The 25,903-nt window shown below is 68.1% G+C and carries 19 protein-coding genes; 10 read left to right on the plus strand and 9 right to left on the minus strand.

From position 1 onward, the window contains the following. Positions 1-113 precede the first annotated feature (113 nt). From AX730_RS00945 to AX730_RS00955, 3 genes are all read left to right on the plus strand, one after another. A complete protein-coding gene (locus AX730_RS00945) occupies positions 114-371 on the plus strand; it encodes a hypothetical protein (RefSeq protein WP_062350589.1) in 258 nt (85 codons plus the stop codon). A gap of 273 nt (positions 372-644) precedes the next feature. Beyond that, positions 645-1,067, plus strand: coding sequence for a hypothetical protein (locus AX730_RS00950; protein ID WP_062350591.1), 423 nt, complete (start codon positions 645-647; stop codon positions 1,065-1,067). Positions 1,068-1,331: 264 nt separating this feature from the next. Beyond that, a complete protein-coding gene (locus AX730_RS00955) occupies positions 1,332-1,910 on the plus strand; it encodes a mechanosensitive ion channel family protein (RefSeq protein WP_062350595.1) in 579 nt (192 codons plus the stop codon). Between the two features lie 24 nt (positions 1,911-1,934). Here the strand turns inward: AX730_RS00955 and AX730_RS00960 are convergent, their stop codons facing one another. From AX730_RS00960 to AX730_RS00970, 3 genes are all read right to left on the minus strand, one after another. Further along, a complete protein-coding gene (locus AX730_RS00960) occupies positions 1,935-4,061 on the minus strand; it encodes a methyl-accepting chemotaxis protein (protein ID WP_062350598.1) in 2,127 nt (708 codons plus the stop codon). Between the two features lie 190 nt (positions 4,062-4,251). Next, positions 4,252-5,493, minus strand: coding sequence for an MFS transporter (locus AX730_RS00965; RefSeq protein WP_062350600.1), 1,242 nt, complete (start codon positions 5,491-5,493; stop codon positions 4,252-4,254). A 61-nt stretch (positions 5,494-5,554) separates the two neighbouring features. After that, positions 5,555-6,844: a glycoside hydrolase family 2 TIM barrel-domain containing protein gene (locus tag AX730_RS00970; protein ID WP_062350603.1), complete on the minus strand. Its 1,290-nt coding sequence runs from the start codon at positions 6,842-6,844 to the stop codon at positions 5,555-5,557. An 80-nt stretch (positions 6,845-6,924) separates the two neighbouring features. Between AX730_RS00970 and AX730_RS00975 the strand changes: the two genes are divergently transcribed. Beyond that, on the plus strand, positions 6,925-7,311 hold the full coding sequence (locus AX730_RS00975; RefSeq protein ID WP_062350606.1) for a DUF6165 family protein: 387 nt from the start codon (positions 6,925-6,927) through the stop codon (positions 7,309-7,311). Positions 7,312-7,323: 12 nt separating this feature from the next. Here AX730_RS00975 and AX730_RS00980 read toward each other — a convergent pair whose 3' ends face one another. After that, positions 7,324-7,524 carry a hypothetical protein gene (locus AX730_RS00980; protein ID WP_062350608.1) on the minus strand — a complete coding sequence of 67 codons (201 nt, stop codon included), beginning with the start codon at positions 7,522-7,524 and terminating at the stop codon, positions 7,324-7,326. A gap of 273 nt (positions 7,525-7,797) precedes the next feature. Here AX730_RS00980 and AX730_RS00985 point away from each other — a divergent pair, with 273 nt between their 5' ends. Both AX730_RS00985 and AX730_RS00990 read left to right on the plus strand, forming a co-directional pair. Further along, positions 7,798-10,545, plus strand: a complete 2,748-nt coding sequence (locus AX730_RS00985) for a serine/threonine-protein kinase (RefSeq protein ID WP_062350610.1) — start codon at positions 7,798-7,800, stop codon at positions 10,543-10,545. A 73-nt stretch (positions 10,546-10,618) separates the two neighbouring features. Further along, positions 10,619-11,422: a hypothetical protein gene (locus AX730_RS00990; protein ID WP_157074027.1), complete on the plus strand. Its 804-nt coding sequence runs from the start codon at positions 10,619-10,621 to the stop codon at positions 11,420-11,422. 11 nt (positions 11,423-11,433) lie between these two features. On the opposite strand, the gene AX730_RS00995 is transcribed toward AX730_RS00990, so the two are convergent. Together AX730_RS00995 and AX730_RS01000 are read right to left on the minus strand one after the other, a co-directional pair. Beyond that, positions 11,434-13,665: a DUF11 domain-containing protein gene (locus AX730_RS00995; protein WP_062350616.1), complete on the minus strand. Its 2,232-nt coding sequence runs from the start codon at positions 13,663-13,665 to the stop codon at positions 11,434-11,436. A gap of 304 nt (positions 13,666-13,969) precedes the next feature. Beyond that, positions 13,970-15,436: a nucleotide sugar dehydrogenase gene (locus AX730_RS01000; RefSeq protein WP_198146950.1), complete on the minus strand. Its 1,467-nt coding sequence runs from the start codon at positions 15,434-15,436 to the stop codon at positions 13,970-13,972. 304 nt (positions 15,437-15,740) lie between these two features. Between AX730_RS01000 and AX730_RS19055 the strand changes: the two genes are divergently transcribed. The 3 genes from AX730_RS19055 (at position 15,741) to AX730_RS01015 (ending at position 22,420) form a co-directional block, all read left to right on the plus strand. Continuing rightward, a complete protein-coding gene (locus tag AX730_RS19055; protein ID WP_062350618.1) occupies positions 15,741-18,476 on the plus strand; it encodes a winged helix-turn-helix domain-containing protein in 2,736 nt (911 codons plus the stop codon). A 477-nt stretch (positions 18,477-18,953) separates the two neighbouring features. Then, positions 18,954-21,893, plus strand: a complete 2,940-nt coding sequence (locus AX730_RS01010) for a TonB-dependent receptor domain-containing protein (RefSeq protein ID WP_083537616.1) — start codon at positions 18,954-18,956, stop codon at positions 21,891-21,893. A 26-nt stretch (positions 21,894-21,919) separates the two neighbouring features. Continuing rightward, positions 21,920-22,420, plus strand: coding sequence for a hypothetical protein (locus AX730_RS01015; protein WP_062350623.1), 501 nt, complete (start codon positions 21,920-21,922; stop codon positions 22,418-22,420). Positions 22,421-22,492: 72 nt separating this feature from the next. Here AX730_RS01015 and AX730_RS01020 read toward each other — a convergent pair whose 3' ends face one another. The 3 genes from AX730_RS01020 to AX730_RS01030 form a co-directional block, all read right to left on the minus strand. Continuing rightward, positions 22,493-23,578 (minus strand): DNA/RNA non-specific endonuclease, encoded by a 1,086-nt coding sequence (locus AX730_RS01020; protein ID WP_083537617.1) that lies wholly within the window; start codon positions 23,576-23,578, stop codon positions 22,493-22,495. A 145-nt stretch (positions 23,579-23,723) separates the two neighbouring features. Further along, positions 23,724-24,740 (minus strand): hypothetical protein, encoded by a 1,017-nt coding sequence (locus AX730_RS01025; protein ID WP_062350631.1) that lies wholly within the window; start codon positions 24,738-24,740, stop codon positions 23,724-23,726. Between the two features lie 154 nt (positions 24,741-24,894). Further along, a complete protein-coding gene (locus AX730_RS01030; RefSeq protein ID WP_062350634.1) occupies positions 24,895-25,260 on the minus strand; it encodes a helix-turn-helix transcriptional regulator in 366 nt (121 codons plus the stop codon). A gap of 348 nt (positions 25,261-25,608) precedes the next feature. Here AX730_RS01030 and AX730_RS01035 point away from each other — a divergent pair, with 348 nt between their 5' ends. Further along, complete coding sequence (locus tag AX730_RS01035; RefSeq protein ID WP_062350638.1) at positions 25,609-25,833, plus strand: hypothetical protein; 225 nt, start codon at positions 25,609-25,611, stop codon at positions 25,831-25,833. The last annotated feature ends 70 nt before the right edge of the window (positions 25,834-25,903 follow it).

Here is a 25,903-nt window from a genome sequence, read left to right on the forward strand (position 1 = left end):
AATCCTCCTGATGTGCACCACGACCCTGCCCGTGCCACCGCCCTCTGTCCTGCGTGCGCTGCCGCGCCGGACAGGGCCTCGACCAAGGCCCTGTATGCACCAACGGCACGGGCATGAAGCAGGCGCTGGCTCTCGCGATGTTCCTGTTCGACACCTATTCCGAGATGGCCGATGAGGACCAGGCACAGGCGCTGGCGGCCCTGAAGACTGTCGACCCGGTCATCCATGACGCGCTGGTCCAGTTGCTGGTCACGGATGCCCTCACTCACGCGCTCGACGTGCCGCCATGGCAGGACGCTGTCACCGCGAGTCTGGCCATCGACCACAGGATCCATGAGGAAATGGCTACGGCGAACCGGGAAGCCAGCTGACCTGCCGCCCGAGTACGCCGCCGACCAGGCAGTGACGGGGACGCAGGAGGCTACCCACCGCCCGCGCTCACGCCATGCCGAGCCATCCAGGCGCCCGGCTGTGGCGGCGGTCGCATTCCGTATCACATTCAGCACGGCACACGATCACTATCCCGCACACGAAGTGATACGTGGGTGCGGATTTGCGACCGCGTTGGCAACCGGGCCACCGGGGTGGATCGCTAGCATGGACGCCTGCCGTCAATCCCGACCCGCACCGCACAAGGAGTGCAGATGACGATCCACGCCGCCACCGCCTTCGCGGGCACCTGGCATTTGCTCCCCGAGCAGTGCGACTACCAGCTCGGGCGTCCGCCACGGAGCGGACGCTACCAACTGGACTGCACCCAGGATGGCGCACTGTCGATCGCGTCGGAATGGTTCGGCAAGAACGGCAAGCGCCACCAGGCCGCGTTCGATGGTCGCGCAGATGGCACGCCTTACCCGTACCACGGTACGCCGCACGCCGATGCGCTGAGTTTCGAATCGGTGTCGCCGACGCAACTCCACTCGACCACCTGGCACGATGGACGCGAAGTGCAGTGGTCGGAGCGCGAACTGGTGGGTACGGACACGCTGGTGATCCGCATGCGCGGTCACCTGAGCGACGGCCGCAGCTATACCAATGTCGGCGTGTTCCGTCGCCGGGACAGTTGAGCCGGATATCCGGCACGCGCATCCCGCCCCCTCGGCGATGCACGACGAGGGGCAGTGGCAGGGCGGGGAACGCCCTCGCCTGATTCATGTGCACCGATCCGCCATCGCGGCACGCTCCACGGCAGCCAAGAGGCGCATGCGTTCGACTCCCGGCACGGCGATCAAGGTTGACCCTCTACGCCGATGCAGTCACCCTTTCCCCATGAATTCCTGTCCGCCGCACATCTTTCCAACGGCCTCTGCCGTTTCCGGCGAGGGTCGCTGATGTCGTGGCCCGAGTTCAACAGCTGGCTGCAGGAAGGCGCTCGCGTCATCATTCCGATCGCCCAGGCGCTCGCGATCCTGCTGGGCGCGTGGCTGCTGCTGCGGGTGCTGCGCATCATCGTTCGCCGCATCTGCGACAGCTACCACCTGCCCGCCCAGGTCGCAGTCAGTGCACGCCGGCTGCTCGGCGTACTGGTCTACATGTCCGCCTTCATGCTGGCGCTGGGCCGGCTCGGCGTCTCCGGCAGCGTGCTGTGGACCGCGCTGACCGGCTTCACCGCCGTCGCGGCCGTCGCGTTCTTCGCCGCGTGGAGCGTGCTGTCCAACATCTTCTGCAGCGTGCTGATCCTGACCACGCGTCCGTTCCGCGTGCACGACCACATCGAGGTGCTGGAGAACGGCGACAAGCCCGGCCTGCGGGGTCGCGTCATCGACATCAACCTGCTCTATACCACGCTGCTGGAAGAAGACGCGCTACGTGGCGAGACGGTGCTGCAGATTCCCAACAGCCAGTTCTTCCAGCGCACCACGCGGCGCTGGCGCTCGGGCTCGCCGCCGGCGGCCTCCGCACCGGAGTGAGCGCGGTTCCCCGTCGCGGACGGGTCAGGCGGCGGCCAGGACGCGGCGGCCCGGCGCAGGCCGAGCATCCAGGACGAACACGTCCACCGCCCGGATCAGCTGCTGCGCCTGCTCTTCCATCGACCGGGCAGCAGCGGTGGCTTCTTCCACCAATGCGGCGTTCTGTTGTGTCGTCTCGTCCATCTGGGTGATGGCCTGGTTGACCTGCTCGATGCCGGCGCTCTGCTCCTGCGACGCCGCCGAGATCTCCGCCATGATGTCGGTCACGCGCTGCACGCTGGCGACGATCTCGCCCATCGTGGCGCCGGCCTGATTCACCAGCGCCGAGCCGTCGGCCACCTTGTGCACCGACGTTTCGATCAGTCCCTTGATCTCCCTGGCGGCGTTGGCGGAGCGCTGGGCCAAGGTGCGCACTTCCGAGGCCACCACGGCGAAGCCGCGGCCCTGTTCGCCGGCGCGCGCCGCTTCCACCGCGGCGTTCAGCGCCAGGATGTTGGTCTGGAAGGCAATGCCGTCGATGACCGAGATGATCTCGGCGATCTTCTTCGAGGATTGTTCGATGTCGGCCATCGTGGCGACCACACGCGACACCGTCGTCCCGCCTTCAGACGCGATGGACGCGGCGCCGATCGCCAGTTGGTTCGCCTGACGGGCCGAATCCGCATTCTGGCGCACGGTGGAGGTCAGTTCCTCCATCGAGGCGGCGGTTTCCTCCAGATTGGCTGCCTGCTGTTCGGTGCGACGCGACAGGTCGGCGTTGCCGGAGGCGATCTCGCCGGCGGCGGTATTGATCGACACCGACGCACCCTGGATATGGCGCACGATGTCGCGCAACTGCACGACCGTGGCGTTGGCGTCGTCGCGCATGCGGGCAAACACACCATGGAAATCGCCTTCCATGCGCGTGGTCAGGTCGCCACGTGCAATGGCACGGAGCAGCAGGGACACATCGGCAAGATTGGCGTCCGTGGTTTCCATCAGACGGTTGAGCCCGGCGATCATGTCGTGGAAATCGTACTGGTACTTGCGGGCGTCGCCGCGCAGCGAGAAGTCGCCGGACGCGGCGGCCGAGGCCAGTCGCGTGATCTCGCCATTGATCGCCGACAGGTTCGCCTTGGTCGCGTCCATCGCATCGGTCAGCGCCGCCTTCTCGCCGGGCAGGCGATCCATGTCCACCGACAGGTCGCCGATGGCATAGCGCTGCATGATCTCGACCAGCCGCAGCTTCACCGCGATATGCGACGCGACGAGCGCATTGGTATCGCGCACCATGCGGCCGTATTCGCCGGGAAATGCGCTGTCGTCCATGCGAAAGCTGATCTGGCCCTCGTCATGGCGTGTGGCCATGTCGCTCTGCGCGGCGATGACGCCCTTCAGCGTGGAGGTCATCGCCACCATGGCTTGGCCGAGCTGGCCGATCTCGTCGCCGCTGCGCACCTGGATGCGCGGATCGAGACTGCCCGCGGCGACCGCGCGCGCCACGTTGGCGGCATCGACCACGGGGCGGATCACCGACCGCCGGATCCACCAGCCCAACACCGCGATCAGCCCGATCGCGGCCAGCACCGATAGCGCCGCGCACAGCACCAGCGTGCGCCGCGCTTCCTGCGAACGGGCGATCACGGCGGCATCGGCGAGCACCTTCGTGCGCGCGATCAGCGTTTCCAGCGTCTTGCCCAGTTCGCGATCCATGCCCTTTACCAGGCGATCGCCTTCCTGGGTGTTGTAGCCAGCGGCCGCGAACTGCTCCAGCGCGGCGCGATAGTTGTTTTCCAGCGTCGTGTGCTGCGCGTGGAAATCCTTGGCCAGTTGCCGGGCCTGTGGATCGGCAAGGGTGGCCGACAAGGTGCCGGCGAGCGTCGCCACCTCGCGGCCCTTCTCGTCGAACGCCGCCACGTACTTGGTACGCTGTTCCTCGTCGTGGCCACGGATCAGGATGTTCTTCCACTCCTGCACCTGCACGCGGAAGTCGCGGCTCAGGCGCTCGCCGTCGGCCGCCTGTGCCACTTGCGGAGGCACGTCCGTCGACAGGCTCAACCAGGCCGATCCAAGGCCTGCGAGGGCGCACAGCAGGATGACCACGAGGCCGAGGGTCAGCGAGCCCAGCAGCTTGGCCTGCAGGCTGTAGGAACGGGGGACGGAGGACGACATGAGGCACGACGCGAAGAGGAAGGGACGCTCTTCTTAACGGCGTCGACCGCAGGGAGTTAAGTCAAACTGACGCCCACGCGACGATGTTTTTTATTGCAGTTTCGTGACATATCCGCACAGCAACCGTACACGACGCGGAAATTCGCGCGCCAGCTCGATGCGTTGACCCATGACGCGCGGCTGACAGGACTCAGGACGCGGCGTCGCACGCAACGTCGGCCGGCGTGGCCGCACCGCGCAAGGTCCGCTGCGCCCACAGATAGATCAGCAGGCCTGCGACCGCCATCGCCGCGCCCACGTAACCCGTTGACGTCCAGCCGTAACCGGCGGTGATCGCCATGCCGCCCAGCCAGGGTCCGAGTGCGTTGGCGGTATTGAACGCGGCGTGGTGCGAAGCGGCGGCGAGCGTCTGCGCGTCGCCGGCCACATCCATCAGGTGCGACTGCAGGATCGGACCCAGTGCGCCCATCAGACCGATCGTCACCGTGGCCAGCAGGATCGTCGGCAATCCCTTCGCCAGCAACGGGAACAGCAGCAGCGCCACCACCGCCCAGGCCAGCACCATCCACGCGCCACGCAACTGGAAGCGGTCGGACAGCCAGCCGCCGACGAAGTTGCCGATCACGCCGCCCACGCCGAAGCCGGCCAGGCCCAGCGGAATCCACGCCGGCGACACGCGCGTCACTTCGATCATCGTCGGTGCCAGGTAGCTGAAGACCGAGAACATGCCGGCGAAACCGATCGCGCCGATGGCCAATGCCTGCCACACCGGAAGTCGGTTGAAGGCGCGCAGTTCGTCGAGCGGATGCGCCTTCGGACCCTCGATGCCGGCCGGCAACCAGATGGCCAGCAGCAAGGCCGTGCTCAGCGCGACAACGGCCACCGCCGCGAATACCCAGCGCCAGTCGATCATCTGACCCAGCCAGGTGGCCAGCGGATTGCCGATCAGGATGGCCAGCGTCAGGCCCAGCATGACCAGGCTGATCGCACGGCCGCGCTTGTTGGGTGGACTGATCGCCACTGCGGTCAGCGCGGCGACGCCGAAGTACGCGCCATGCGGCAGGCCGGCGATGAAGCGGAACACCAGCAGGCTTTCGTAGGTCGGCCCGAGCGCGCTGGCCAGGTTGCCGAGCGCGTAGAAGCCCATCAGGGCGAGCAGCAGGGTCTTGCGCTTCCAGCCGGCGCCGAGGATCGCCAGCAACGGCGCGCCGACCACCACGCCCAGCGCGTAGGCGCTGATCAGGTGCCCGACCTGCGGCTCGGTCACGCCCAACGAGGCCACCATGTTGGGCATCAGCCCCATGCTGGCGAACTCACTGGTGCCGATGGCGAAACCGCCCAACGTCAGTGCGAACAGGATCAGGCCGACCTGGCGCGCGGTCAGTGCATCCGCGTCGGAGGGGAGGGAAACGGGGGGTGGTACGACATCCATACCCCATTATGCTGCGGCGCAGCAGCAGCGTCGATGTCGCCAACGGAACGCAGTGGGCGGATCAGCGCGCCTCGACCCGGAATGGCAGGTTGGCGTAGGCCGCATGGCCGTGACCGTCATGTACTTCCACGAACAAGCGGTACATGCCGGCCGCGCTGGGCGCGGTGAAACGCAGGCCGCCGCTGCCGTCTTCTTCCATGGCCAGCGCAACGTCAGGCGGCACGTCCTCGCGGTCGCCGCCGATGCTGGTGGCGCTGCTTTCGTGCAGCACCGTCCAGCGATAGCGAAGCGGATCGCCCTCGGGATCGCTCGATTCCACATTCGCCGTGTAGGGCTTGCCTGCGGCCAGCGTGATGCTGTCGATGGCGACGCGGCCATCCAGCGTCAGCGGCCGGATCGAAGGCGCGCGATTCGTGGGCCACGCACCTGTCCACACGTACTGCATCGCATCGACCGCGGGCGTGCTCTCCCCGCTGGGCAGGAACAGCCCGTACCAGGTTGGCGTGCGCTCCTGCTTGTTGCCCCACAGGAACACGTACGAACCCAGCCCCTGCTTCCTGTCGGCGGCGATGACCTGTTCGTAGCGTTGCTGCAGCAGGATCGCCTTGCGCGACGCATCGTCCTCGATCGGCGCCTTCCACGCGGTCAGCGGACTTTCCCAATGCCCGGTAGGGCCCCATTCGGTGACGACATAGGGTCCGGTCCAGCCGCTGCTTTCCAGCTTCTCCGGCAATGCGCCGATGTCGCCGTACAGCTGGATGCCGATCAGGTCCAACGAAGGCGCGTGCGTCTTCAACAGGTCGATGAGTTTCCGGTCGAAACCGGCCAGCGTGGTCATCACCGAATGGTTCGGATCTTCCTGATGGATCGTGTCGGTGATGCCACCCACGGCGTCCCACACCTTCGGATTGCTGTAGTGCAGATTCAGTTCGTTGCCGACCACCCACATCAGCACGGCGGGATGGTCCTTGTAGAGGGCGACTTCCCGGCGGATCCGCTCGCGTTGTTTCTTCACCGCCTCGCGGTCGTTGTAATCGAAGCCGTGGCGCTCGTTGCCCACCTCGATGCCCATCGCCACCTTCAAGCCATTGCGCTGTGCGCGATCCAGCATCGCGCGGACCTCGGCGTGGTCGGTGCCCGTGCTCCAGGTACGGAAGGAATTGCCGCCGCGAGCCGCCAGGGCTTCCTGGCCGCCGCTGGACATGCCGGCGCCGTTCACGCGGAACGGCTGCCCATCGACCAGCATCACGTAGGCACCGTCCCGCTGCACGATGCGGACCTGCGACGGCGCGGCGGCCGCAGTCAGGGGCACAGCCACCACCAGGATCAACACGAACAGGCGCTGCAGCATGCGGGCGTTCTCCGGTCACCGATGACGGCGCATGATGCCATGCACACCGCCCGTCGCCGCACCAGCGCTAGAATGCCGGCATGAACACCATCCTGATCCCCGTTTCCATCGGCGAACTGGCCGACAAGCTGTCCATCCTCGAGATCAAGTCCGAGCGCATCGACGATGCCGGCAAGCGCGCGCACGTCCAGGTCGAACTCGACGGCCTGCGCACACTGTGGGACCCGCTCGCCGCGGCGCAGGACGAACTGGCGACGCTGAAGCAAGAACTGCGCGCGATCAACGAGCGCATGTGGGATGTGCAGGATGCCCTGCGCGCGAAGGAAGCAGCGCAGGCGTTCGATGCCGGGTTCGTCGAGCTTGCGCGTGCCGTCGCGCAGCGCAATGGCGAGCGCATCGTGGTGAAGAACACCATCAACCGCCTGGCCGGTTCCCGCTTCATCGAAGAGAAGCAGTACCAGGCATAAGCGGCTGGCGCGCTACGCCACGCCGTGGCGCTCGCGGATCACCTGCAGGCGCTCGCGGTAGTACAGCGCGTCCGCCGCGACCTTCGGCGGATGCTCCGCCAGCCAGTCCACGGCCTGTCGCATCAGCGCCGCCTTGTCGGCGTCGGGCGCTTCCAGCGCGGTATCCACGCGATCCAGCTGCAGGATGACCTCTTCGCGAGTGGGTTCGGCCATGCGGGTGCTCCTGATGGGAAAGCGTGCAGCCTAGTTCGTCCCGCGTCATCGCCGCGTCATGGCGGGCGCGGGCGCCGCTGCAGCGCGCCGATGGTTTGCCTATGCTGAGCGGCCTGCGACAGGATCGGGGAAGACGTGTCCTGACCGCGCAGGATTGGCCGACCAAGGCTTGTAGTGCCGGTCGTCCACGCGCTGTTGCCGACAAGGGGATCTCTTCGTGAATAGCCCACACGCCTGCGCTGCCCTGCCGACGGCTACCGGATCGGCACGCGCATGAGCACGTCGGCGATCCGTGCGCTGGCGCTGTTCGACGAATACACGACGCTGCCGCCCATCGCGCGCGCGGAAGCGCTGGCCAGCCTGGCGAGGGACGATCCGGACACGCATGGCGCCCTGTCCCGCCTGCTGGCCTCCGACGCCGCCTTCGATGCCGGGCTGCAGCCGGATCCCTTGCAACGCTTCCCACGGGCCGCGCTTTTCGACAGCGCCTCCGCCTCCGCGCGGGATCCGCTGCTGGGCCGGCGCATGGGCGCGTGGCGCATCGAGCGACTGGTCAGCATCGGCGGCATGGGGGCCGTGTACGAGGCGCAACGCGACGACGGCCAGTACCAGCAGCGTGTCGCCCTGAAGTGCATCCGCCGCGAACTGTCCTCACCGCGACTGATAGAGGGCTTCCTGCGCGAGCGCGACACGCTGGCCGCGCTCGACCATCCCGGCATCGCCGGCCTGATCGATGGTGGCGTGGACGTGGAGGGTACGCCGTGGTTCGCCATGCGCTATGTGCAGGGCATGCAGATCGATGCCTGGTGCGACCAGCGGCGCGTGGACCTGCGGCAACGCGTCACGCTGCTGGTGCAGGTGTGCGACGCCTTGGCGTACGCGCATGCCCATGACGTGCTGCACCAGGACATCAAGCCGTCCAACGTGATGGTGACCGAGGACGGCCAGGCGCAGTTGCTCGACTTCGGCCTGACGGCCTCGCTGACCTCGCGGGGCGGCGCGCCACGGCTGGCGATGTCGCATGGCTACACCGCACCGGAAGCGCTGTCCGGCGAGTCGCCGCGCGCGACGGCCGACGTATGGTCGTTGGGGCGGCTGATGTACTGCCTGCTCGGCGGCATGCTGCCGCTGACGCGCTCACCGCTGCTGCTGGCCTTCAACGCGCAGGCCGAGGCCGACACCGCCGCGCCGCCCATGTCGCGTCTGGCCGCCACGCTGCCCATGGACGCCGCACGTGCGCGTGGCTGCACCACGGTCGCGCAGCTGGCCAGGCGGCTGTCGGGCGATCTCGATGCCATTGCGTTGCGTGCCACCGATCCGCAGCCGGAAGCCCGCTACGCATCGATCTCCGAACTGCGTGCGGACCTGCAGGCCTGGTTGCAGGCACGCCCCGTGCATGCACGCCAAGGCGGCATCGTGTACCGCCTGGCCCGTGGGGTGGCGCGCCATCGCGTGACGGCCATCGTTGCGGCGGTGTCCCTCGCCACCCTGGCCGTGGCCGGTGGCATGGCGACCTGGAACAGCCGGCGACTGGCACACGAAGCGGCCGAGACGCGCGCGCTGTCGCAGGTCTTCGAACAAACCCTCGGCACGGCCACGCTGTCGGGCCTCGGTGCCACGCCGATGTCGTCGCACCAGTTGCTGGTCGATGCCGAGCGACGCATGCGCGCGATGGACCTGCGCGAGCATCCCGATGTGCAGGCGCGCGGATTGGCGGTGCTGGCACGCAACTACATGGCGATCGGCGATTACGCACGCGCCACCGTGCTGGCGCAGGAAGCGCGCGCCTTGCAGCGCAACGATCCGGCCAGCACGGCCGCGACGCTGGCCGCGCTGCTCAATCTGCAAGGCAAACCCGCGCAGGCCGGGCAGGTGGCCCAGGCCGCCCTGATCGCCCTCGACGACGACACCCCGACCCCCGTCCGCCTGCAACTGCTGACCGAACAGGCACGCAGCCAATGGCACCTGCTACGGCGCGCGGACGCGCAACAGACGCTGGGAGAGGCATTGGCACTGGCCCGGCAAACCGGTGATGACGTGGCGCAAGCCGAGCTGCTGGTACTGCGCGGACAATGGTGGTTGCGGCAGACCCGGTTCGCTGAAGCGGAGGTCGACCTGCAAGCGGCGATCGCGCTGTCCCGCGATCGCGCGCCGCTGGTGGCCAATGCCGCGCGCTTCGTCGTCGCCCAGAACGTGATGGCGCTGGGCCACATGCAGGAAGGCCACGCGTTGCTCACCCGGCTGCTGGCGGACTATCGACGCCAACTGGGCGATGGCCATCCCCTGGTAGGCCGCACGTGGCGCTTGCTGGCGCATGCCGATTGCGCGCTGGGCGCGTTCCAGGCCTGCCAGGCAGGACTGGACCGCGCCGAAGCCATCGTGCGCCGCGACTACGGCGAGCAACATCCGGAATACGCCGACCTGCTGCGCGTACGCGCGCTCGCGTCGCTGTTCGACCCCGGCAGCCGCGTCGACGGCACCGCCCTGCTGCGCCAGGCCGATGCGATCCTGCGTGCCGCCTATCCGCCCGACCACGACGACGTGCAGCGGGTGGAGTCGATGCTCGCGCGCCGCCTGCTCACCTTGCCGGCGCAGACACCGGAAGCGCGCCGCCGGCAGGTGGCCGAAGCGATCGACATGATGGAAAAGACACTCGCACTGAGCCGACGCACCCGCTTGCCCCTGCCCGCGCTGCATCGGATCAGCCTGGTCGAAGCGCTGATGGAGCGCGACGGCCCCGGCGACCTCGCGTACGCACGCCGTCTGCTGGATGAAAACACGGTACTGCTTCGCGCCTACGCACCGGACTTCGCGTGGCGGCGCTTCAACCAGGTGCTGGACGCACGACTGGCCCTGCGCGCCGGCGACCTGGAGCGCGCCGATGCGCAGTTGTCCGCCCTCGAAGCGGCGCTGCCGCAGCTGCCGGCGTCGAGCTTCCGGCCCGCATGGCGCGAGGAGTTGCAGAAGATGCGCGCTGATCTCACCGTCCAGCGCGGCCAACGCAACGACACCGACGGCTGAAGGACGCCGTCGCGTCCGGTAACGCCGCCGCGGCACGAACTGGAAGGAGTCCTGTTGCCCGCGGAGCCTTGTCATGTGTGGTCATTGCACGGAGCGCGCCGCGTTGTCCGCGCGCCTGTCGATGAAGTCGGCAGGCCACGCGACGGATATCGACCCGCTGCTGTTGCCGGTGCACCTGCAGGAGGCGGACGACTGGCGGCATGTCCTCGCTGCGGCCGCACCCGGGGATGACCTGGTCGTTGCGATCGTGGCGCTGTGCCGCAGCTGGTCGGAACGACTGGCGGGCGCGGCGTGTGCGCCCTTGCGCACGACGCTGGGGCCCGCACGGCACGCGCGCCTGGGACAGTGGCTGTCCACGCTCGACCTGCCAGCTACGTGGACATGGCTGTGCGACACCGAAGGCGACCCGCCCGCGGTCGTGCCGCTGGAGGCCGCCCGCGCGGAACTCGACGCCTACCTCGCCGGCTGGCTGCACGTGCAGGAGAGCGTCGCGCCTGCCTGGGACGAGGCGATGCTGCACGAACGGCTGCCACGCGTCTCGGTGGCGCTGGACCTCGTGCATCGCGATGCACCCGGCGACGACCGGCTGATCGCACTCGCACTGTCCTCCCCGGGTGCCGCGTCGCCGTTCAGCGCGATCGACCTGTGGCTGCAACGGCGTGCGATGCAGGCGGCGATCGCGTATCTCGGTCCTGCCTCCGTGCTGCCCATGCTGGTGCGGGGGCGCAGCGGCGCGCTGCTGGCGGCGGTGCTGCGCGATGGCCTGGACCGCCATGCGCTGCGCGCACTGGGCGAGGCGCTGGCGCAGCATCCTGACGATGGCACCGAGGGCACCCGCGACCTGCGCGCGGCGGTCGGACTGGCGTTGTCGGCTTAGCGCTCCACGCGTCAGTCGACGGTGCAGCGCACAGCGAACGTCACCCGTCCCCCCATCGGCAGCAGGGGTACGGTGGCACCACCCGCCGTCAGCAACGCCGCCGATGCCGCCGGACAGGCCGCGCCTCCGGTGGCCGCACAGCTGTCCACCGCACACGCGCTCAGGCCCGTGCCGGGCACGTCACGCACCACCGTGCCGTCGGCCGCGACATTGCCGCCGGCATGCGTCACCGTGACCACGTAATCGATGCGCCCTCCCTTGACCACTTCGGCGACGGTGGCGGTCTTGCCGACCGCCACGTCCACGGTGCGTGGGGTGTTGACGAAGGTGCAGGTCAGGTCGTCGCCGGTCACGGGCGTCACCTGGAAACTGCGTCCCTGCCCCGGTGGCACGTCGGTGGTGCCGGTGATGCTGTTCACGCAGCTGTAGCGGGTGTCGTACAGCGACAGGTCCGCCACCGGCGTACCCGCTGCATTTTCCGACAGCGTGTAGGTGGTGCCGGCGGTCGCGACGAACGCCGTGGTCGACACGCTGTCGGCCGTGCCGCTGCTGCTCGCGCTGGGGCCGCCGTTGTCGATGGCCACGGTGAACTGGTCACTCGCCACCGCACGGCCTGCGATCGTCTTCACCAGCGTCAACCGCGGGGGCGCCAGTACGCGCAACTCGGTGGTGTTGGTGCTGTCGTTGAAGACCTCGCCACTCGATGCGCCGGTGTAGCGCACCTGCGCGGTGTTGCGGACCACCGTGCCATCGGGCGCATCCTCGCGCACGCGTACGACGAAGCTCACCGTGGTGGCCGTGGGTTGGCCACCGACGCAGGTGGTGCAACGCAGGATGCCGCCCTGCAGGGCATCGGCGCCGGTGCCGATCCGGAATACCGCCGTGGCCGACGCCACCTCCGCCTGGTCGTCGCCCGATAGATCGGTCTTGGCACCGGTGTTCGCACCGGCCACGACCTGCAGGCTGCCGGCTTCGTACACGGTGTCGGCAGGTACGGCGTCGCGGATCGTCACGTCGGCGGCATTGTCCAGTCCGGTGTTCTGCAACGCGATCGTGTAGCGGATACGGTCGCCCGCGCGCGCCTGGCCGGCAGGCAGCGCGGGATGCGTGAGGTTGGCCTGCGTCTTCGCCGTGGCGGCATCCACGGCAGGCTGGAATACATCGATCGCGGTGGTCAGCAGCGAGATCGCGTAACCCTCGCTGCTCGTGCGTGCGGTCAATGTCGCCGAGGTGGTGCCGTTGGCCAGTGCGACATTGCCGGTGTTGGCCAGTTGCACGATGTCGGCATCGAAGCCCAGCGTGTTGGCGAGGTTGTTGTTGGCCAGGCTGCGCTGGCTCACCGTGTTGCCCAGGCGGCAGATGGTGGAGTTGAAGACGTCGCCCGCCGGATTGCAGGCATCGGACACGTTGACCGCCGCCGAGCCCTGGCCCTGGAAGGTGAAGCCGTCCGGCGCACCGCGATCCCCATCCATCGCCATCCAGCCCAGTTGCGCGGCCACCGTGCCGCTCCACGGCGTACGGAAGCCGGAGACGGTCAGCGACACCTGGTTGACCGGGCTCGTACCGGTCGTGGCGATGGCCGCCAGGCCGTCGTTGATGGTGACGTTGCGCAGCGGACGCGACGGGTTCTGGATCACCAGCACCAGCGTCCAGCCACCGAAACGATTGGCCAGGCCCGTCTGCAGCGGCAGGTTGGCGACACGATACGTGCCGCTGCCACTGGCCTGCACGGCGTTCGTCACGTCGGCACGGCAGGTGTAGACATGATGGGGTTGCGGCGCCCCCCAGATGGTCGAGCGCGGCGACACGTCGCAACCGGCGGGCGATAGCGCCTGGTAGCCCAACCCAGGACGACCGAAGCGGATCGCGGTCGTCGTCGGTGATGGGCTGGGCTGGCTGCCGGCGTTGCTGCTGACCAGGCCACCCCAGTACAGCAGCGCGCGCACGACCTGCGCACCGGCCGGCAGGTCGGCCGGCGCCAGGTTGGCACTGCTGGAATTGACGATGGTGGCGTCGCCCGCGTCGGTCGCCAGCTTCGTCGCCACCATCGTCTGGCTGTCGTTGGTAGCGCCCCCGCACGAGCCACTGGTGGTCGTGCAGGTCACGTTGGTGTTGGCGAGGAAGATCAGGTCGCCATTGAGCGTCGTCGTATAGCGCTGCTCAAAGGCGCGAAAGACCTGGGCCTGCGCGACGGGCGCGATGGCCGCCATGACCAACGCCAGCAGCAGCGAACCAAGTGCCACTCGCGTCCCGCTGCGTTCGCGTTCCGCAGCGCCACCGGCACAGCGCTCCCGCACGGGCACGTGCCCGTTCCATCCCCCTGTCGCACCTGCCATTCCCACCCCAATCCGTGACATCAAACACATTTCTATGTCGGATGTTGTCACAGACGCGCGGGATTCGTGGCGACATCCGGCCACGTATCGCGACGGGCGGCGCACTGAAGACGCTGGACGGTGCGCAAGGCAAGCCGCGCTCGACGCGTCGCATCACCTCACATTTTCATCCTTGCCGGCCGCGTTGGCCCTGTCGGTGTGGCGACGCGCCCTACAGCGACATGTAGAAAAGGTCTTCGCGCAGCGTCGCCGGATCCACCACCGCCTTGAGGTCCACCAGCATGCCCTCGCGGCGCAGCGACTGGTCGATCTGTTCATGCAGCCTGCCCAGGAACTCCGGGTGCGGCACGGCCAGCACCAGCACATCGAGGTTGCCCCAGTCGGTCTCGTCTTCCAGCTCGATGCCGTACTCGCTCCTGCTTTCGTAGACATCGGCGCGGGGGTCGGCGACGTGGGCCTGGATGCCGTAGATGGCCAATGCCTGTGCCAGCTCCACCGCCCTGGAATCGCGGAGGTCCGGCACGCCTTCCTTGAAGGTGATGCCCATGATCCCCACGCGTGCACCGCGGATGCGCTTCTCCTGCGCCGCCATCTTCAGCACGATCTGGCTGGCGATATAGGCCGGCATGCTGTCGTTGATCCGCCGCGCGGCCAGGATCAGGTCGGGGTGGTAACCGAGGTGCTGCGCCTTGTCGGCCAGGTAGCAGGGGTCGACACCAACGCAGTGCCCTCCCGCCAGGCCGGGCGTGAACGGGAGGAAGTTCCACTTGCTACCCGCGGCGTGCAGCACGTCGTGGGTACGGATGCCCAGCAACCCGCAGATCTTCGCCATCTCGTTGACCAGCGCGATGTTGACGTCGCGCTGCGTGTTCTCCAGCGCCTTCGCGGCCTCGGCCACCTTGATGGAGCTGGCGCGGTACACGCCGGCGGTGACCACCGTTTCATACACGGCGGCGATCCGGTCCAGCGTCCTCGCATCCTGCGCCGACACCAGCTTGACGATGGATGCGAAACCTCGCTGCGCATCCCCGGGATTGAGCCGCTCCGGGCTGTAGCCCAGTTGGAAATCGATGCCGCAGCGCATGCCGCTGGCGCACTCCAGGGCCGGACCGCAGACCTCCTCGGTCGCACCCGGATATACCGTGGACTCGAACACCACGGTAGCGCCCGGCGGCATCACCTTGCCGATCGTCGCGCATGCGCTTTCCAGCAGGCAGATGTCCGGCTTGCCGCCAGGGGTGAGCAGCGTCGGCACCGCGACGATGAAGAAGTTGCTGTCGGCCAGTGCCGCGGGATCGGAATGGAGGGCGAGTCGGCACGTCGCCAGGTCGGCCTGCGCGACGTCGCCGATGCAGTCGATGCCCTTGCGCAGCGTCGACACGCGCGTCTCGTCCACGTCGAAACCGACCGTGGGGAACTTGCCGGCCATCGCCACCGCCACGCGCAGGCCCACGTGGCCCAGCCCGACCACCGCGACCGACACGTCGGCCAGCAGGTCGGAGACATGCGGATGCGCCGCATGGCAGGCGGGCGGGAACACCGCGTCCGGGGCAACGTCCACCGCGTGGTCAACGTCCTCACCGGCGTCCTGCCGATCGCTGTAGAACGCCATGTCGTACCGCGCGGCCGCGGCACGGTCCGGCTTCGCATGACATGAGGTGGTTTCGATGCGTTCCATGATGTCCTCCTGGCCTGTGTCGGGTGTGAGCAGGTGCCGACAAATCTGCGACGACGTTGGCGGAAGGTCACCGTCCGAACGGACGGCGCATGCGTCCCCTGCGCCCGTCCTGTCACTTTCCAAATATGAAGTCACACAAGACGGGCGGTAGACGCAGCAGGCGTAAAGTTCCTCCGTCGCCGCCACCGCTGTTCGCCACGCACACGGGCACGGACAGCGCACGACACAGCAGGGCGCGCGAAGCGCGGGACGACTTCATGGCAGCCCGCCGGCGTCCCGTTGCACGTCGCGAAGGAAGCATTCCATGGCGCCCACCGCATCGCACATCCTGTCCACCAAGTTCAGGCCTCCGACGCACCTGGCGGACGCCATCGATCGTCCGCGCCTGACACTTCCCCTCCTCGATTCCCTGCCCAAGGTGGTGCTGGTGATCGCCGCGGCAGGCTTCGGCAAGACCACCCTCGTCGCGCAGTTCCACGCCAGGCTGGGCGCGAACGCGGTGTGGCTGTCGCTCGATCGCAACGACCAGGACCCCTTCACGTTCGTCCGCCACCTGATCGCCGCCCTCAACCGCGGCCAGCCCGTCGTTTCAGCAGCCACCGAGAGCTTCGTGGAAGGCCGCGGCGAGACGCTCGATGTCGGCGAGCTGACCATCAGGCTCGCCAACGACCTGGAAAAACTCGAAGACCATCGCGTGCTGTTCTTCGACGACTACTACCTGGCGGAAACGCCGGGCATCAACGACCTCGTCCATCACCTGATCGAATACGCGTCGCCCCGGCTGCATGTCGTGATCGCCAGCCGCGTGCTGCCGGCCCTGCCCATCGCCCGCTACCGCGCGAGCAATCGCGTGCGCGAGCTGGGTGCCAACGACCTGACGTTCAGTCCGAGCGAGGCACAGGCCTTCCTCCATCGCACACACGGGCTGGAACTGGCGCCGCGCGAACTCGACCTGCTGGTCCGGCATACCGAAGGCTGGGGCGTGGGCCTGCAACTGGCGAGCCTCTTCCTGAAGCACAGCCGTGATCCGAAGGATGCGATCCACACCTTGTCCGGCGACACGCGCGACATTGCGGACTACCTGGCGACCGAGGTGGTACGACGCTTGCCGCCGGAGATCCAGCAGTTCCTGCTGTATTCGTCGATCCTCGACCGGATGAACGCGGAAATCTGCAACGCGCTGCTGGGCCGCGAGGATGCGCAGGCGATGATCGAACAGATCGAAACACGTGGCCTGTTCCTGTTCCCGCTCGACGCGAAACGGCGCTGGTATCGCTACCACCACCTGTTCCGCGACTTCCTGCGTGCGCAGCTCAGGCGCGACGCACCCGGCGTCGTCGCGGACCTGTACCGGGCCGCCAGCACGTGGCTCGACCAGTGGGGGCATTACGAGGAGGCCGTGAACATGGCCCTGGATGCCGGCGATTTCGAGCACGCGGCGGCGCTGGTGGAGCGCTCCGCGATCACCATGATCAAGCTGGGCCACGTGCCGCAGGTCGCACGCTGGATGCAGCGATTCCCCGCCCACGTGCTTGAGCAGAATCCGCGTCTGCCGCTCTACCAGTGCTGGGCCGCCGCGCACATGACGCAGGTCCACCACGCCGAAGTACTGTTGCAACGCCTGGAGGCCGCCATCGACACGCTATGCCAGGGCTCGGCGCCGGCACGACAGTTTCTGCAGGCGGAAATCCACACGCTGCGCACGATCGTGGTGCTGTTCGCCGACGACATCGATCGCGCCGCCGAGATGGCGGCACGCTGCTTTCCCGATCATCCCGACTACTACTTCCTGTCCGGATGCATGAACAACGCCGCCGGCCTGGCGGCGCTGGCGCGGGGTGAGTTCGAGCGTGCGATGGACGCCTCCGTCAGGGCGGCGCACTTCCATTCCAACACCGACTGCTCGTATGGCGTCTGCTACAGCCATTGCGTCGCCGGACTGACGCACCTGGCGCAGGGCAAACTCTCCGATGCACGCGCCCGCTTTTCCACCGCGATCCTCGTGGCCGTGCGCTCCAGCGGCGAGCGCTCCTTCAACGCGGCGATGCCCCGCGTGCTGATGGCGATGATCGATTACGAGATGGACGCGCTGGACGAGGCCTACGACATCCTGGAGGACGATCTCCCCTTCGTCGACGAATGCGCCTACGTCGACATCCGCACTGGCGGCTTCCTGGCCATGGCCGGCGTGCTCGGCGCACGCGGCCGGATCCACGCGGCCCTCGCCTACCTCGACCAGGCGATCACCATCAACGTCGAAGCCGCCTTCGCCCGCACCTGCGCGCTGGCCAACAGCGAAAGCATCCGCTTGCGCATCATCGGCGGCGATGTGGTCGGCGCACGGCGCTTCGCGCGCCACTCCGGGTTCGACGATGCCGTCACGGTACCGGCCACCTGGTCGCGCGTACCGGGACTGCGTGCCGTCAGCCAATGTCGCCTGCTCATCGCGGAAGGGCAGGCGCAGGCCGCCATCGCCCCCCTGCAGGCGCTGGCGCAGCTCGCCAGGATCGCCGAACGGCGCGCGCGCAAGATCCAGATCCTTTCCCTGCTGGTGGTGGCGCAGGCGCAGGACCATCAGATCGACGCCGCATTCGCCACCGCCGGCCGCGTGCTGACGCTGGGCGTCGACGAGGGCTTCATCCGCAGCATCCTCGACCAGGGGCGCAGCGCTGGCGAAACCTTCATCGCCTTCGCCAGGGATCGGGCGCGGGTCGCGCGGCTCCCGGCCAGGGAAGCGGACTACCTCGCGCGCATCTGCGCGGCCGCCGCGCGCCAGTATCCGGTCGACAGCGACATCGCCGCGCCGGGCCATGCCGCGACCGCCATCATCGTCAATGGCGTGCACGAATCGCTGACCGACCGCGAACTCAAGGTCCTGCGGCTGCTCGCCAGGGGCGCACCGAACACGCAGATCGGCGCCATGCTCTTCATCTCGGTCAATACCGTGCGCTGGCACGTCGCCAACATCCTCAGCAAGCTGCAGGTGGAAAACCGTACGCAAGCCGCGGCGATGGCGCGTTCGCTGGGATTGGCGACGTAGGCGCACCGGCCTCGTGAGATAGCCCGGCGGCTGCCGCGCTTCCAGGAACGCCGTGGCCGCCGATGTCGCGTTGCCGGCACGTTCGCGAGACGCGCACCTGCTGACCGTACGCGCCGCCGTCTCGCCACTGCGCCACTGAAGCAGAACGCGGGAGCGGGTGCCCCGTCCCGGCAGGCGAAAGCATCGCCGCCCGTCGCGCGCCGTCGCCCCGCTTATTCCCGAACCCGCATCGTCGGCGGTTACCTGCACATGCCGTCGCGCCATCTGCGCGATCGGTTACCTGCAGATGCCGCCGGGTTATTGGTCGATCGCGGCGGCCACTCATAACGTGATTCCGCTGCGCAGTCGCAGGAGCGGAACCACAGCGATGTGTCGCGCACGAGGCCGCGTCCCGGGGAGGGGACGCCCGTGCGAGCGATTGCGCAGCAGCGCGGTTCGTCCGTGCCCCCACGCCGCCCTCAGCCAGGACCACCACCGATGCCATTCCCCACCCTGCCCCGCGCTCCGCGGCAGGCGAGATCCTTCTCGACCTTTCCCGACCCGCACCGTCCTCTCCAGCGAACGCTCGTCGGCCTGCTCGTCGCCCAGGCGTTGAGCGTACCCGCGCTGTCGCAGACCACCCCGCAGGCACCCGCCGGCGACACGCGTGCGGCCGCGTCGGCGACGCAACTCGATGCCGTCAGCGTGACCGGCTCGCGCATTGCCGCGCTCGACTACGAAAGCACCAGCCCGCTCACCACGGTCTCGGCCGAGGACATCCGCGCCACCGGCACCAGCACGCTGGAGGAATCCCTCAACCAGCTGCCGCAACTCGGGCTGGGCGCCAACAAGACGAATGCGGGCTGGGGCGGCACCGGCCAGTCCACGCTCAACCTGCGCGGGCTGGGTGCACAGCGCAACCTCGTCCTGCTCGATGGCCGGCGACTGCAACCGTCCACCACCGACAACGTCGTCGACATCAACGGCATCCCGAGCGCACTGATCGAGGGCGTCGAGATCATCTCCGGCGGCGCATCGGCCGTGTACGGCTCGGATGCCATCGCGGGCGCGGTGAACGTGCGACTGAAGGACGATTTCGAAGGCGTCCGCTTCGATTCGCAGGTCTCGCAGTACGCGAAAGGCGATGGCGAGACCTCCGACCTCTCGCTGACCTTCGGCGGCAACTTCGCCGACGGTCGCGGCAATGCCGTGCTGTCGTTCTCGTGGACCGATCGCGAGGGCGTCGACTTCATGGCGCGCGAGTTCTTCCGCAAGAGTCCCGGCGGCACCGACTTCCGCATCCAGACCGGCACCTACGAACTCGGCGCCAACCTGCCCAACCAGGCGGCGGTGGACCAGGTGTTCGCACAGTACGGCGCGGCGCCCGGGCGCGTTCCGGTCACCACCACCACCTACCTGGGCTTCAACGATGACGGCACGCTGTTCCTCGCGAACAAGGGGCCGTTCAACTGGCGCGGCTCGGACACGCTGCTGTCCAACACCGGCGCACAGCTCAACAACCTCAACCAGGATTCGCTGATCCAGGTGCCGCTGGAACGGCATACCGCGTTCGGACGCGCCACCTTCCAGCTCACCGACGACGTGCAGGCCTACGGCCAGTTCAGCTGGTCCAACCTGCAGAGCTACGTCGCGGCCGAAGCGGGCAACGCCGGCATCAGCGTGCCGGCCGGCAATCCCTTCATCCCCGCCGACCTGCGCACGATCCTCGCCTCTCGCGCCAACCCCGGCGCCAACTTCACCCTGCACAAGCGCTTCGGCGAAGCCGGCCCGCGCACCTTCGAGCGCGACTTCGACACGTGGCAGTTCGTCGTCGGCGCGCGCGGCCGAGTCGAGGCGCTCAACGGCAGCTGGGACGTCTACGCCAGCAAGGGCCGCACCGACGTCTCCGAGACCAGCAACGGTGCGGTCGTCACCCAGGCGTTGACCACGTTGATCAACGCGGCCGACGGCGGCGCCAGCCTGTGCGAAGGCGGCTACGACCCGTTCGGCGTCACCACGCTGTCGGATGCCTGCCGTCGCTACCTGGTGGCGACCACCAGCAGCCAGACGGTGTTCGAGCAGGAGGTGCTGGAAGCGAACCTGCAGGGTGGCCTGTTCGATCTTCCCGCCGGCGAGGTGCGCTTCGCCGCCGGCCTGGGATGGCGGCGAAGCGGTTATGCGTTCCAGCCCGACCGCCTGCTGCAGCAGGGTGCCGTGGTCGGCTTGCCGGCCAAGGGCACCAGCGGCGGCAGCACCAGCGTCAAGGAGCTGTATGTCGAAGCGCTGGTGCCGGTGCTGTACGACGCACCGTTCGCGCACGCGCTGGACATCGGTGCGGCCTACCGCTATTCGGACTACGACCTGTCGGGCGGCGTCGATACCTACAAAGTCGATTTCACCTGGGCGCTGGTGCAGCACCTGCGCCTGCGCGGCAGTTACCAGCGTGCCGTGCGCGCGCCCAGCGTGGGCGAGCTGTACGTCGCCGCGCAGACCGAATCGAACGGCTACGGGCTGGTCGTCAATGGCCAGGGCGATCAGTGCCAGACCGGCAGTCCACTGCGTACCGGCGCGAATGCCGCTGCCGTCGAGGCCCTGTGCCTGGCGCAGGGCATTCCCGCCCCGCTGCTGGACGGCTACGTCGATACGCAGCGCGAATCGCTGGCGACCATCGCCGGCAACGTCGGCCTGCAGCCCGAGACGGCCGACACCTATACGCTGGGCGTGGTGTGGTCGCCGGAGGGCAGCGGCTTCTCGCTCGCGGCGGACTGGTTCGACATCAAGGTCACCGATGTCATCGGCACGCTGACCTCGTCGCAGGTACTGGCCTCGTGCTTCAACCAGGACGGCGCCAACCCGGGCTATGCCGTCGACAACTTCTATTGCCGGCAGATCCAGCGCAACGCCACCACCGGCCGCATCGACAACATCTTCAAGCCCACCTACAACATGGGCAGCCTGCGCACGCAGGGCGTGGACCTGCAACTGGACTGGAGCCGGCAGTGGGAGGGCGGCGCAACGCTGCGCGCCAGTTCGGTGCTCGGCTGGGTCGACCGCTACGAGGTGCAGACGCTCAAGGGCGGCGTGGTCTACGACTACGCCGGCGCGGTCGGCTACGTGCCCGAGTGGAAGGCGGTCAGCCAGGTGCGCTACGGCCAGGGCGCGTTCGGCGGCGGCCTGCGCTGGCGCTACATCGGCGCGCAGCAGCACAGCTCGAAGGTGACCAACCCGGCATCGACCACGCCCGGCGTGGACGCCTACCACTACTTCGACGCATTCGGCGACTGGACGCTCAGCGAACGCCTGTCGCTGCGCGCCGGCATCAACAACCTGCTGGACAAGGCACCGCCGCAGGTCGGCGGCACACCCGGCGCTACTAGCGCCAGCACCTACGACATCTTCGGCCGCCAGTACTTCGTTGGCCTGACGGCGACTTTCTGATCCACCCCCCAACCCAAGGACATTGCATGAAGACCCGACTGCTCACCGCCCTGGCCCTGTTGGCCCTCACCGTCGCTGGCATCCAGAGCGCCGCCGCGCAGGCCCTCGCCGGCCGCGGGCTGCCCGACCGGCCGCGTGTCGGCATCAGCTACTACAAGGTGCCGCCCGGCAAGCACGACGAATGGCTGGCGCTGTACAAGAAGTGGCACCGCCCGATCATGGACGCGCAGATCAAGCACGGCAGCACCATCAGCAGCACGCTGTACGTGCTGAGCAGCCACCAGTTCGACGGCAAGTACGACTTCGTCATCGTCAGTGTGTCGCCCGCCGACGCCAAGCCGTATCCGGTCTCGCGTGGCGAACTGATCAAACAGTTGTTCCCGGACATCGAGGCCTACGTGGCGGGCGAACGTCGCCGCTGGGAGCTGACGGTGGACCATGCCGACTCCAGCCTGGTCGAAATCGACCTCAATGAGGAAACGCCGTCGGTCTACTACCCGCTCATCAACGGCAAGATCGTCAGGTAGTCCGCTTCAATCCGGCGGCGATGGCCGATGCGCCGTCGCCGCCGGCCCACGGCCGCCCCGCGCGGCACGCCATCACTGGCACTGGATCGGCCGCACCGTGCCCTCCAGCCGGCGCTGCTCGGCGGCGCTCAACCGGGGCAGGAAGTCGAAGCCGGTCGCATCCTCGATGGCATCGATGCTGACGGCGAAATCGTCGAGCTGGGAGTTCTCCGGCAACACCGCATTCGGCATCACCGCGGCCCACGCCTGCAGTACGTCGTCGGGCGTGCGATAGACCAGGATCTTCCACGTGTGCGTGGGGATCACCACGCCGTCGCCGATGGTGTCGACGGTGACGAACGCGACATCGCGTTCGTCGTAGATCATCGGCCCGCTGATCACCCACTTCGCCCCGCGCACCGGGCCGGTGGTCCGCGCGCACGCCTCCAGCCGCGCCCACTGTCCGCGATTCATCGAACGGTGTTGCGGCACTGTATTGGAGAGGTAGAACGTGTCGGCGATGCGCGATTCGCTGCTGGAATGCGCTTCGGCGGGCGCCATGTGGCCGATGTCGATCGGGAACAGGCCCGCACGCGTGCGGTGCTGCGAGGAGCGGCTGTAGTCGCCCGGCACCGCACGCGCAAGGCGCAGTTGCGGATCTGCCTTGAACAACCGTGAGCCGCGCTCGACGTTGTTGCGCAGCGATGAGGTCGTGTAGGTCTCGCACACCCAGTACGGTGTCTTCAGGTCGGCGCTGTGCAGCAGCGCGTAGCCGGCACGCACCACGCGCTCGGTGGGGCCGAACTCCACCCCGCGGCGCGGCACCGGTTCGCCGAACGGACACTGCGTGATCGCCACGCTGGCGGGTGCCGCCATCGCCGCGCGGGCGTTCGCCGGTGGTGGTGGCAGCGGCGCATCACCCGCGGCCATCGCCATCTCCGGCGCATCACCGGCCATCTCCGCCGCATCGTCCACCATCGCCGTATCGGCATCGGCGTCGTTGAAGTGCGGCCGCGTGTGCGCGTCGTGCGGCACGCGGACCTGTACCTGCCGCACCTCGGACCGGTCACCGGATGCCGATCGCACCGCGCCGCGCGTGGTGCAACCAGCCACGGCCGCGCCCAGCAGAAGCAGCAGGGCGGCGCGCGGCCACACACGGACAAGCGAACGTGGACTCATCGGGAACCTCCGGTTGCCTCATGGGAGGACGGTCGGTACCCCGACCGGGTGATTGCCTGCGCCGACCGCACAGGCTTCATCCGAAGACACGCTTGCACCTGCGCGGACCGGCCACCAGATCGGTTTCAAGCCGACCACACCGCGACTATCGGCCAGGCCGGAACTGTCCCCGTTCCACACCGTCGCGCCAGGTCGACGGCTGCGGCTGCCAGGGTCCGTCGCCGAGCACTGCCTCCACCAGATGCGCGACCGGAAAGCCGAGATGATGTTCGGCAGCCACGCCGCCATCCTGCGCATGCGCCTGCGCGACGAAGGCGCGGAAGGCGGCCTCGTCGCGTGCCGCCAGTGCGGTGATCTTCTTCGCCAGGTCATACGACAGGCGGTTGCCGTCATCGGTGGCGAGGAACGACTTGCCCGACCAGAACGCCTGGATGCTGTCGGCGTCCCAGTACGCGGCATGCTGCGCAGCGACTTCGTGCGGGAAATGGAGCTGCGCCTGCGGCGAAGCGAGCTGCGGGAACATCGTGTGCTCGGTGTTCACTGCCAACCCTTCGTTGAGCCACGCCGGAATGGGCAGGTGGGTCAGCAGGCAGTGCGTCAGTTCATGCGCGATGACGGGCTCCATCGCGTCGATCTGTTCCAGCGGCATCACGAAGTGACCGTAACCGGCCTGGATGAACATGCCCGACGACATCGCATACTCGCCACCGTCCGGGTAGTAGTGGCCGACATAGTCGTAGTAGTCGTCCGGATCCTCGAACACCATCACCACGTGCCAGCCCCAGCCGCCATCGTCGGCCAACGCGCCGAGGTTGCGCAGGATGCGCGCACGCATGCGCTGGCACGTCGCCAGGAACACCTGCGCCGGACGCGGCTCCAGCGTGGACAGCAGCAGGAAATCATCCGATCCGGTGACGTGGTAATCCGCACCCAGCGCATCGCGCAATGCCTCCAGCCAGGTCTCCGCCGCCGAATCCCAGTACGCGTGCGCCGCGTCGCCGCCGCGCGGAACGGTGTCGCCAGCGCCCTGATGTTCCCAATCGACGATCGGCAACCGCGTCTCGGCGAACCAGTGCATCTCCACCGGCACGCGCGGCCGCGCGATGGCGGTTGTCGTCGTGTCCGGGGAACGGGCGAACAGGCGTGTCAGGTGCTTGAGCATGGCGTCCGTGCTGGCGCGCCTCCGCGCCCGTGGTGGTCAGGAGATATCGTAGTCCGGAGAGGGCGGCGCCCTCCCCAGGGCGCGTCACCCGCTCACTAGACCACGCTTGCCCGCCACGAGCCAGTCCTTTCCCGGGCGCGCGAAACCGCTTCGCTCACCGCCGGCCGGCCATGTCCTCCAGCAGCTCGCAGATCAACCGGCGGCTCTGCCTGGTCAGGCGTCGCAGGCTGTCCAGGCAATGCGCTTCGAATTCGTCCATCGCGTACGTGACGGCGGATGTCTTGTCCGGCACCTCCGTGACGTTGGTGCCGCGCCCGGTCGCCAGCCACTCGAATGCGACCCTGGTGGCGACGGCGATGTTGGCCAGGTTCGATACGCTCGGCGTGGTGCCGCCTTCCGTCCGTTCCCATTGCGCCACCGCGCTGCGGTTGACGCCCGTGTGCCGGGCGAGTTGCGACTGGGTCAGCGACGCGCCCAACCGCGCGCGACGAATCCTGATGGCCATCGAAGCCCACATCATGTGTCATCTCCACTGCGATTGCGCCATCACCCTCACGCGGCCGCGGTGATAGCCGCGTGAGATCACGTCCACATTGATTAACCCCGCTGAAAATTCCGCAGATCGCGCGACCGGCGGTCGCTCTGGCACGGTTTTCTGCATGCAGGAAGACGTGTGTAGCGATGATTACCGGGCCGCATCACCGACGTTCGACGGGCGTGAATGGTCGCATCCATTGCCCTCCCCACGACGCCCACGGATCGCGCCGGGTCAGCCGGACTCAGCAAGCAAGAGCCGCCTGGCGACCGACTTGCAACGTCGACGTCGCTGAATAGAATCAGGCCCTGACCATGCATATCGGGGATATGGATGAGCGTGAGGACCCTCACCGAGGACGGTCAATCGATCACCGTCCAGGTGTTGAAGAAAATCGATTTTTTCGGGGCGTCGTATTGGCAGGGCCGGGCCATGTTCCCGTTCGCCGACGGCCGTGCGCGCGGCGACGTCGTCACCACCACGCGCTACGGCACCCCCGAAGCGGCAGAACGCGCCGCCATCGCACTCGCCCGCGCCAGCGGCTGGGGCACGCGCTAGTCCGTCGAGCTGGCCGTGTCGGCGACGTCGACCACGGTGCGCCAGCCCGCCTTCGAGAACACCTGCTGCA

The organism is Pseudoxanthomonas mexicana (genome assembly GCF_001556105.1).
In the GTDB taxonomy this organism is placed as follows: Bacteria; Pseudomonadota; Gammaproteobacteria; order Xanthomonadales; family Xanthomonadaceae; genus Pseudoxanthomonas_A; species Pseudoxanthomonas_A mexicana_A.

Coding starts and splice junctions, on each gene's coding strand:
- AX730_RS00945 (WP_062350589.1), top strand. CDS start 114: ATGAAGCAGGCGCTGGCTCTCGCGATGTTCCTGTTCGACACCTATTCC.
- AX730_RS00950 (WP_062350591.1), top strand. CDS start 645: ATGACGATCCACGCCGCCACCGCCTTCGCGGGCACCTGGCATTTGCTC.
- AX730_RS00955 (WP_062350595.1), top strand. CDS start 1,332: ATGTCGTGGCCCGAGTTCAACAGCTGGCTGCAGGAAGGCGCTCGCGTC.
- AX730_RS00960 (WP_062350598.1), bottom strand. CDS start 4,061: ATGTCGTCCTCCGTCCCCCGTTCCTACAGCCTGCAGGCCAAGCTGCTG.
- AX730_RS00965 (WP_062350600.1), bottom strand. CDS start 5,493: ATGGATGTCGTACCACCCCCCGTTTCCCTCCCCTCCGACGCGGATGCA.
- AX730_RS00970 (WP_062350603.1), bottom strand. CDS start 6,844: ATGCTGCAGCGCCTGTTCGTGTTGATCCTGGTGGTGGCTGTGCCCCTG.
- AX730_RS00975 (WP_062350606.1), top strand. CDS start 6,925: ATGAACACCATCCTGATCCCCGTTTCCATCGGCGAACTGGCCGACAAG.
- AX730_RS00980 (WP_062350608.1), bottom strand. CDS start 7,524: ATGGCCGAACCCACTCGCGAAGAGGTCATCCTGCAGCTGGATCGCGTG.
- AX730_RS00985 (WP_062350610.1), top strand. CDS start 7,798: ATGAGCACGTCGGCGATCCGTGCGCTGGCGCTGTTCGACGAATACACG.
- AX730_RS00990 (WP_157074027.1), top strand. CDS start 10,619: ATGTGTGGTCATTGCACGGAGCGCGCCGCGTTGTCCGCGCGCCTGTCG.
- AX730_RS01000 (WP_198146950.1), bottom strand. CDS start 15,436: ATGGAACGCATCGAAACCACCTCATGTCATGCGAAGCCGGACCGTGCC.
- AX730_RS19055 (WP_062350618.1), top strand. CDS start 15,741: ATGGCGCCCACCGCATCGCACATCCTGTCCACCAAGTTCAGGCCTCCG.
- AX730_RS01010 (WP_083537616.1), top strand. CDS start 18,954: ATGCCATTCCCCACCCTGCCCCGCGCTCCGCGGCAGGCGAGATCCTTC.
- AX730_RS01015 (WP_062350623.1), top strand. CDS start 21,920: ATGAAGACCCGACTGCTCACCGCCCTGGCCCTGTTGGCCCTCACCGTC.
- AX730_RS01020 (WP_083537617.1), bottom strand. CDS start 23,578: ATGAGTCCACGTTCGCTTGTCCGTGTGTGGCCGCGCGCCGCCCTGCTG.
- AX730_RS01025 (WP_062350631.1), bottom strand. CDS start 24,740: ATGCTCAAGCACCTGACACGCCTGTTCGCCCGTTCCCCGGACACGACG.
- AX730_RS01030 (WP_062350634.1), bottom strand. CDS start 25,260: ATGATGTGGGCTTCGATGGCCATCAGGATTCGTCGCGCGCGGTTGGGC.
- AX730_RS01035 (WP_062350638.1), top strand. CDS start 25,609: ATGAGCGTGAGGACCCTCACCGAGGACGGTCAATCGATCACCGTCCAG.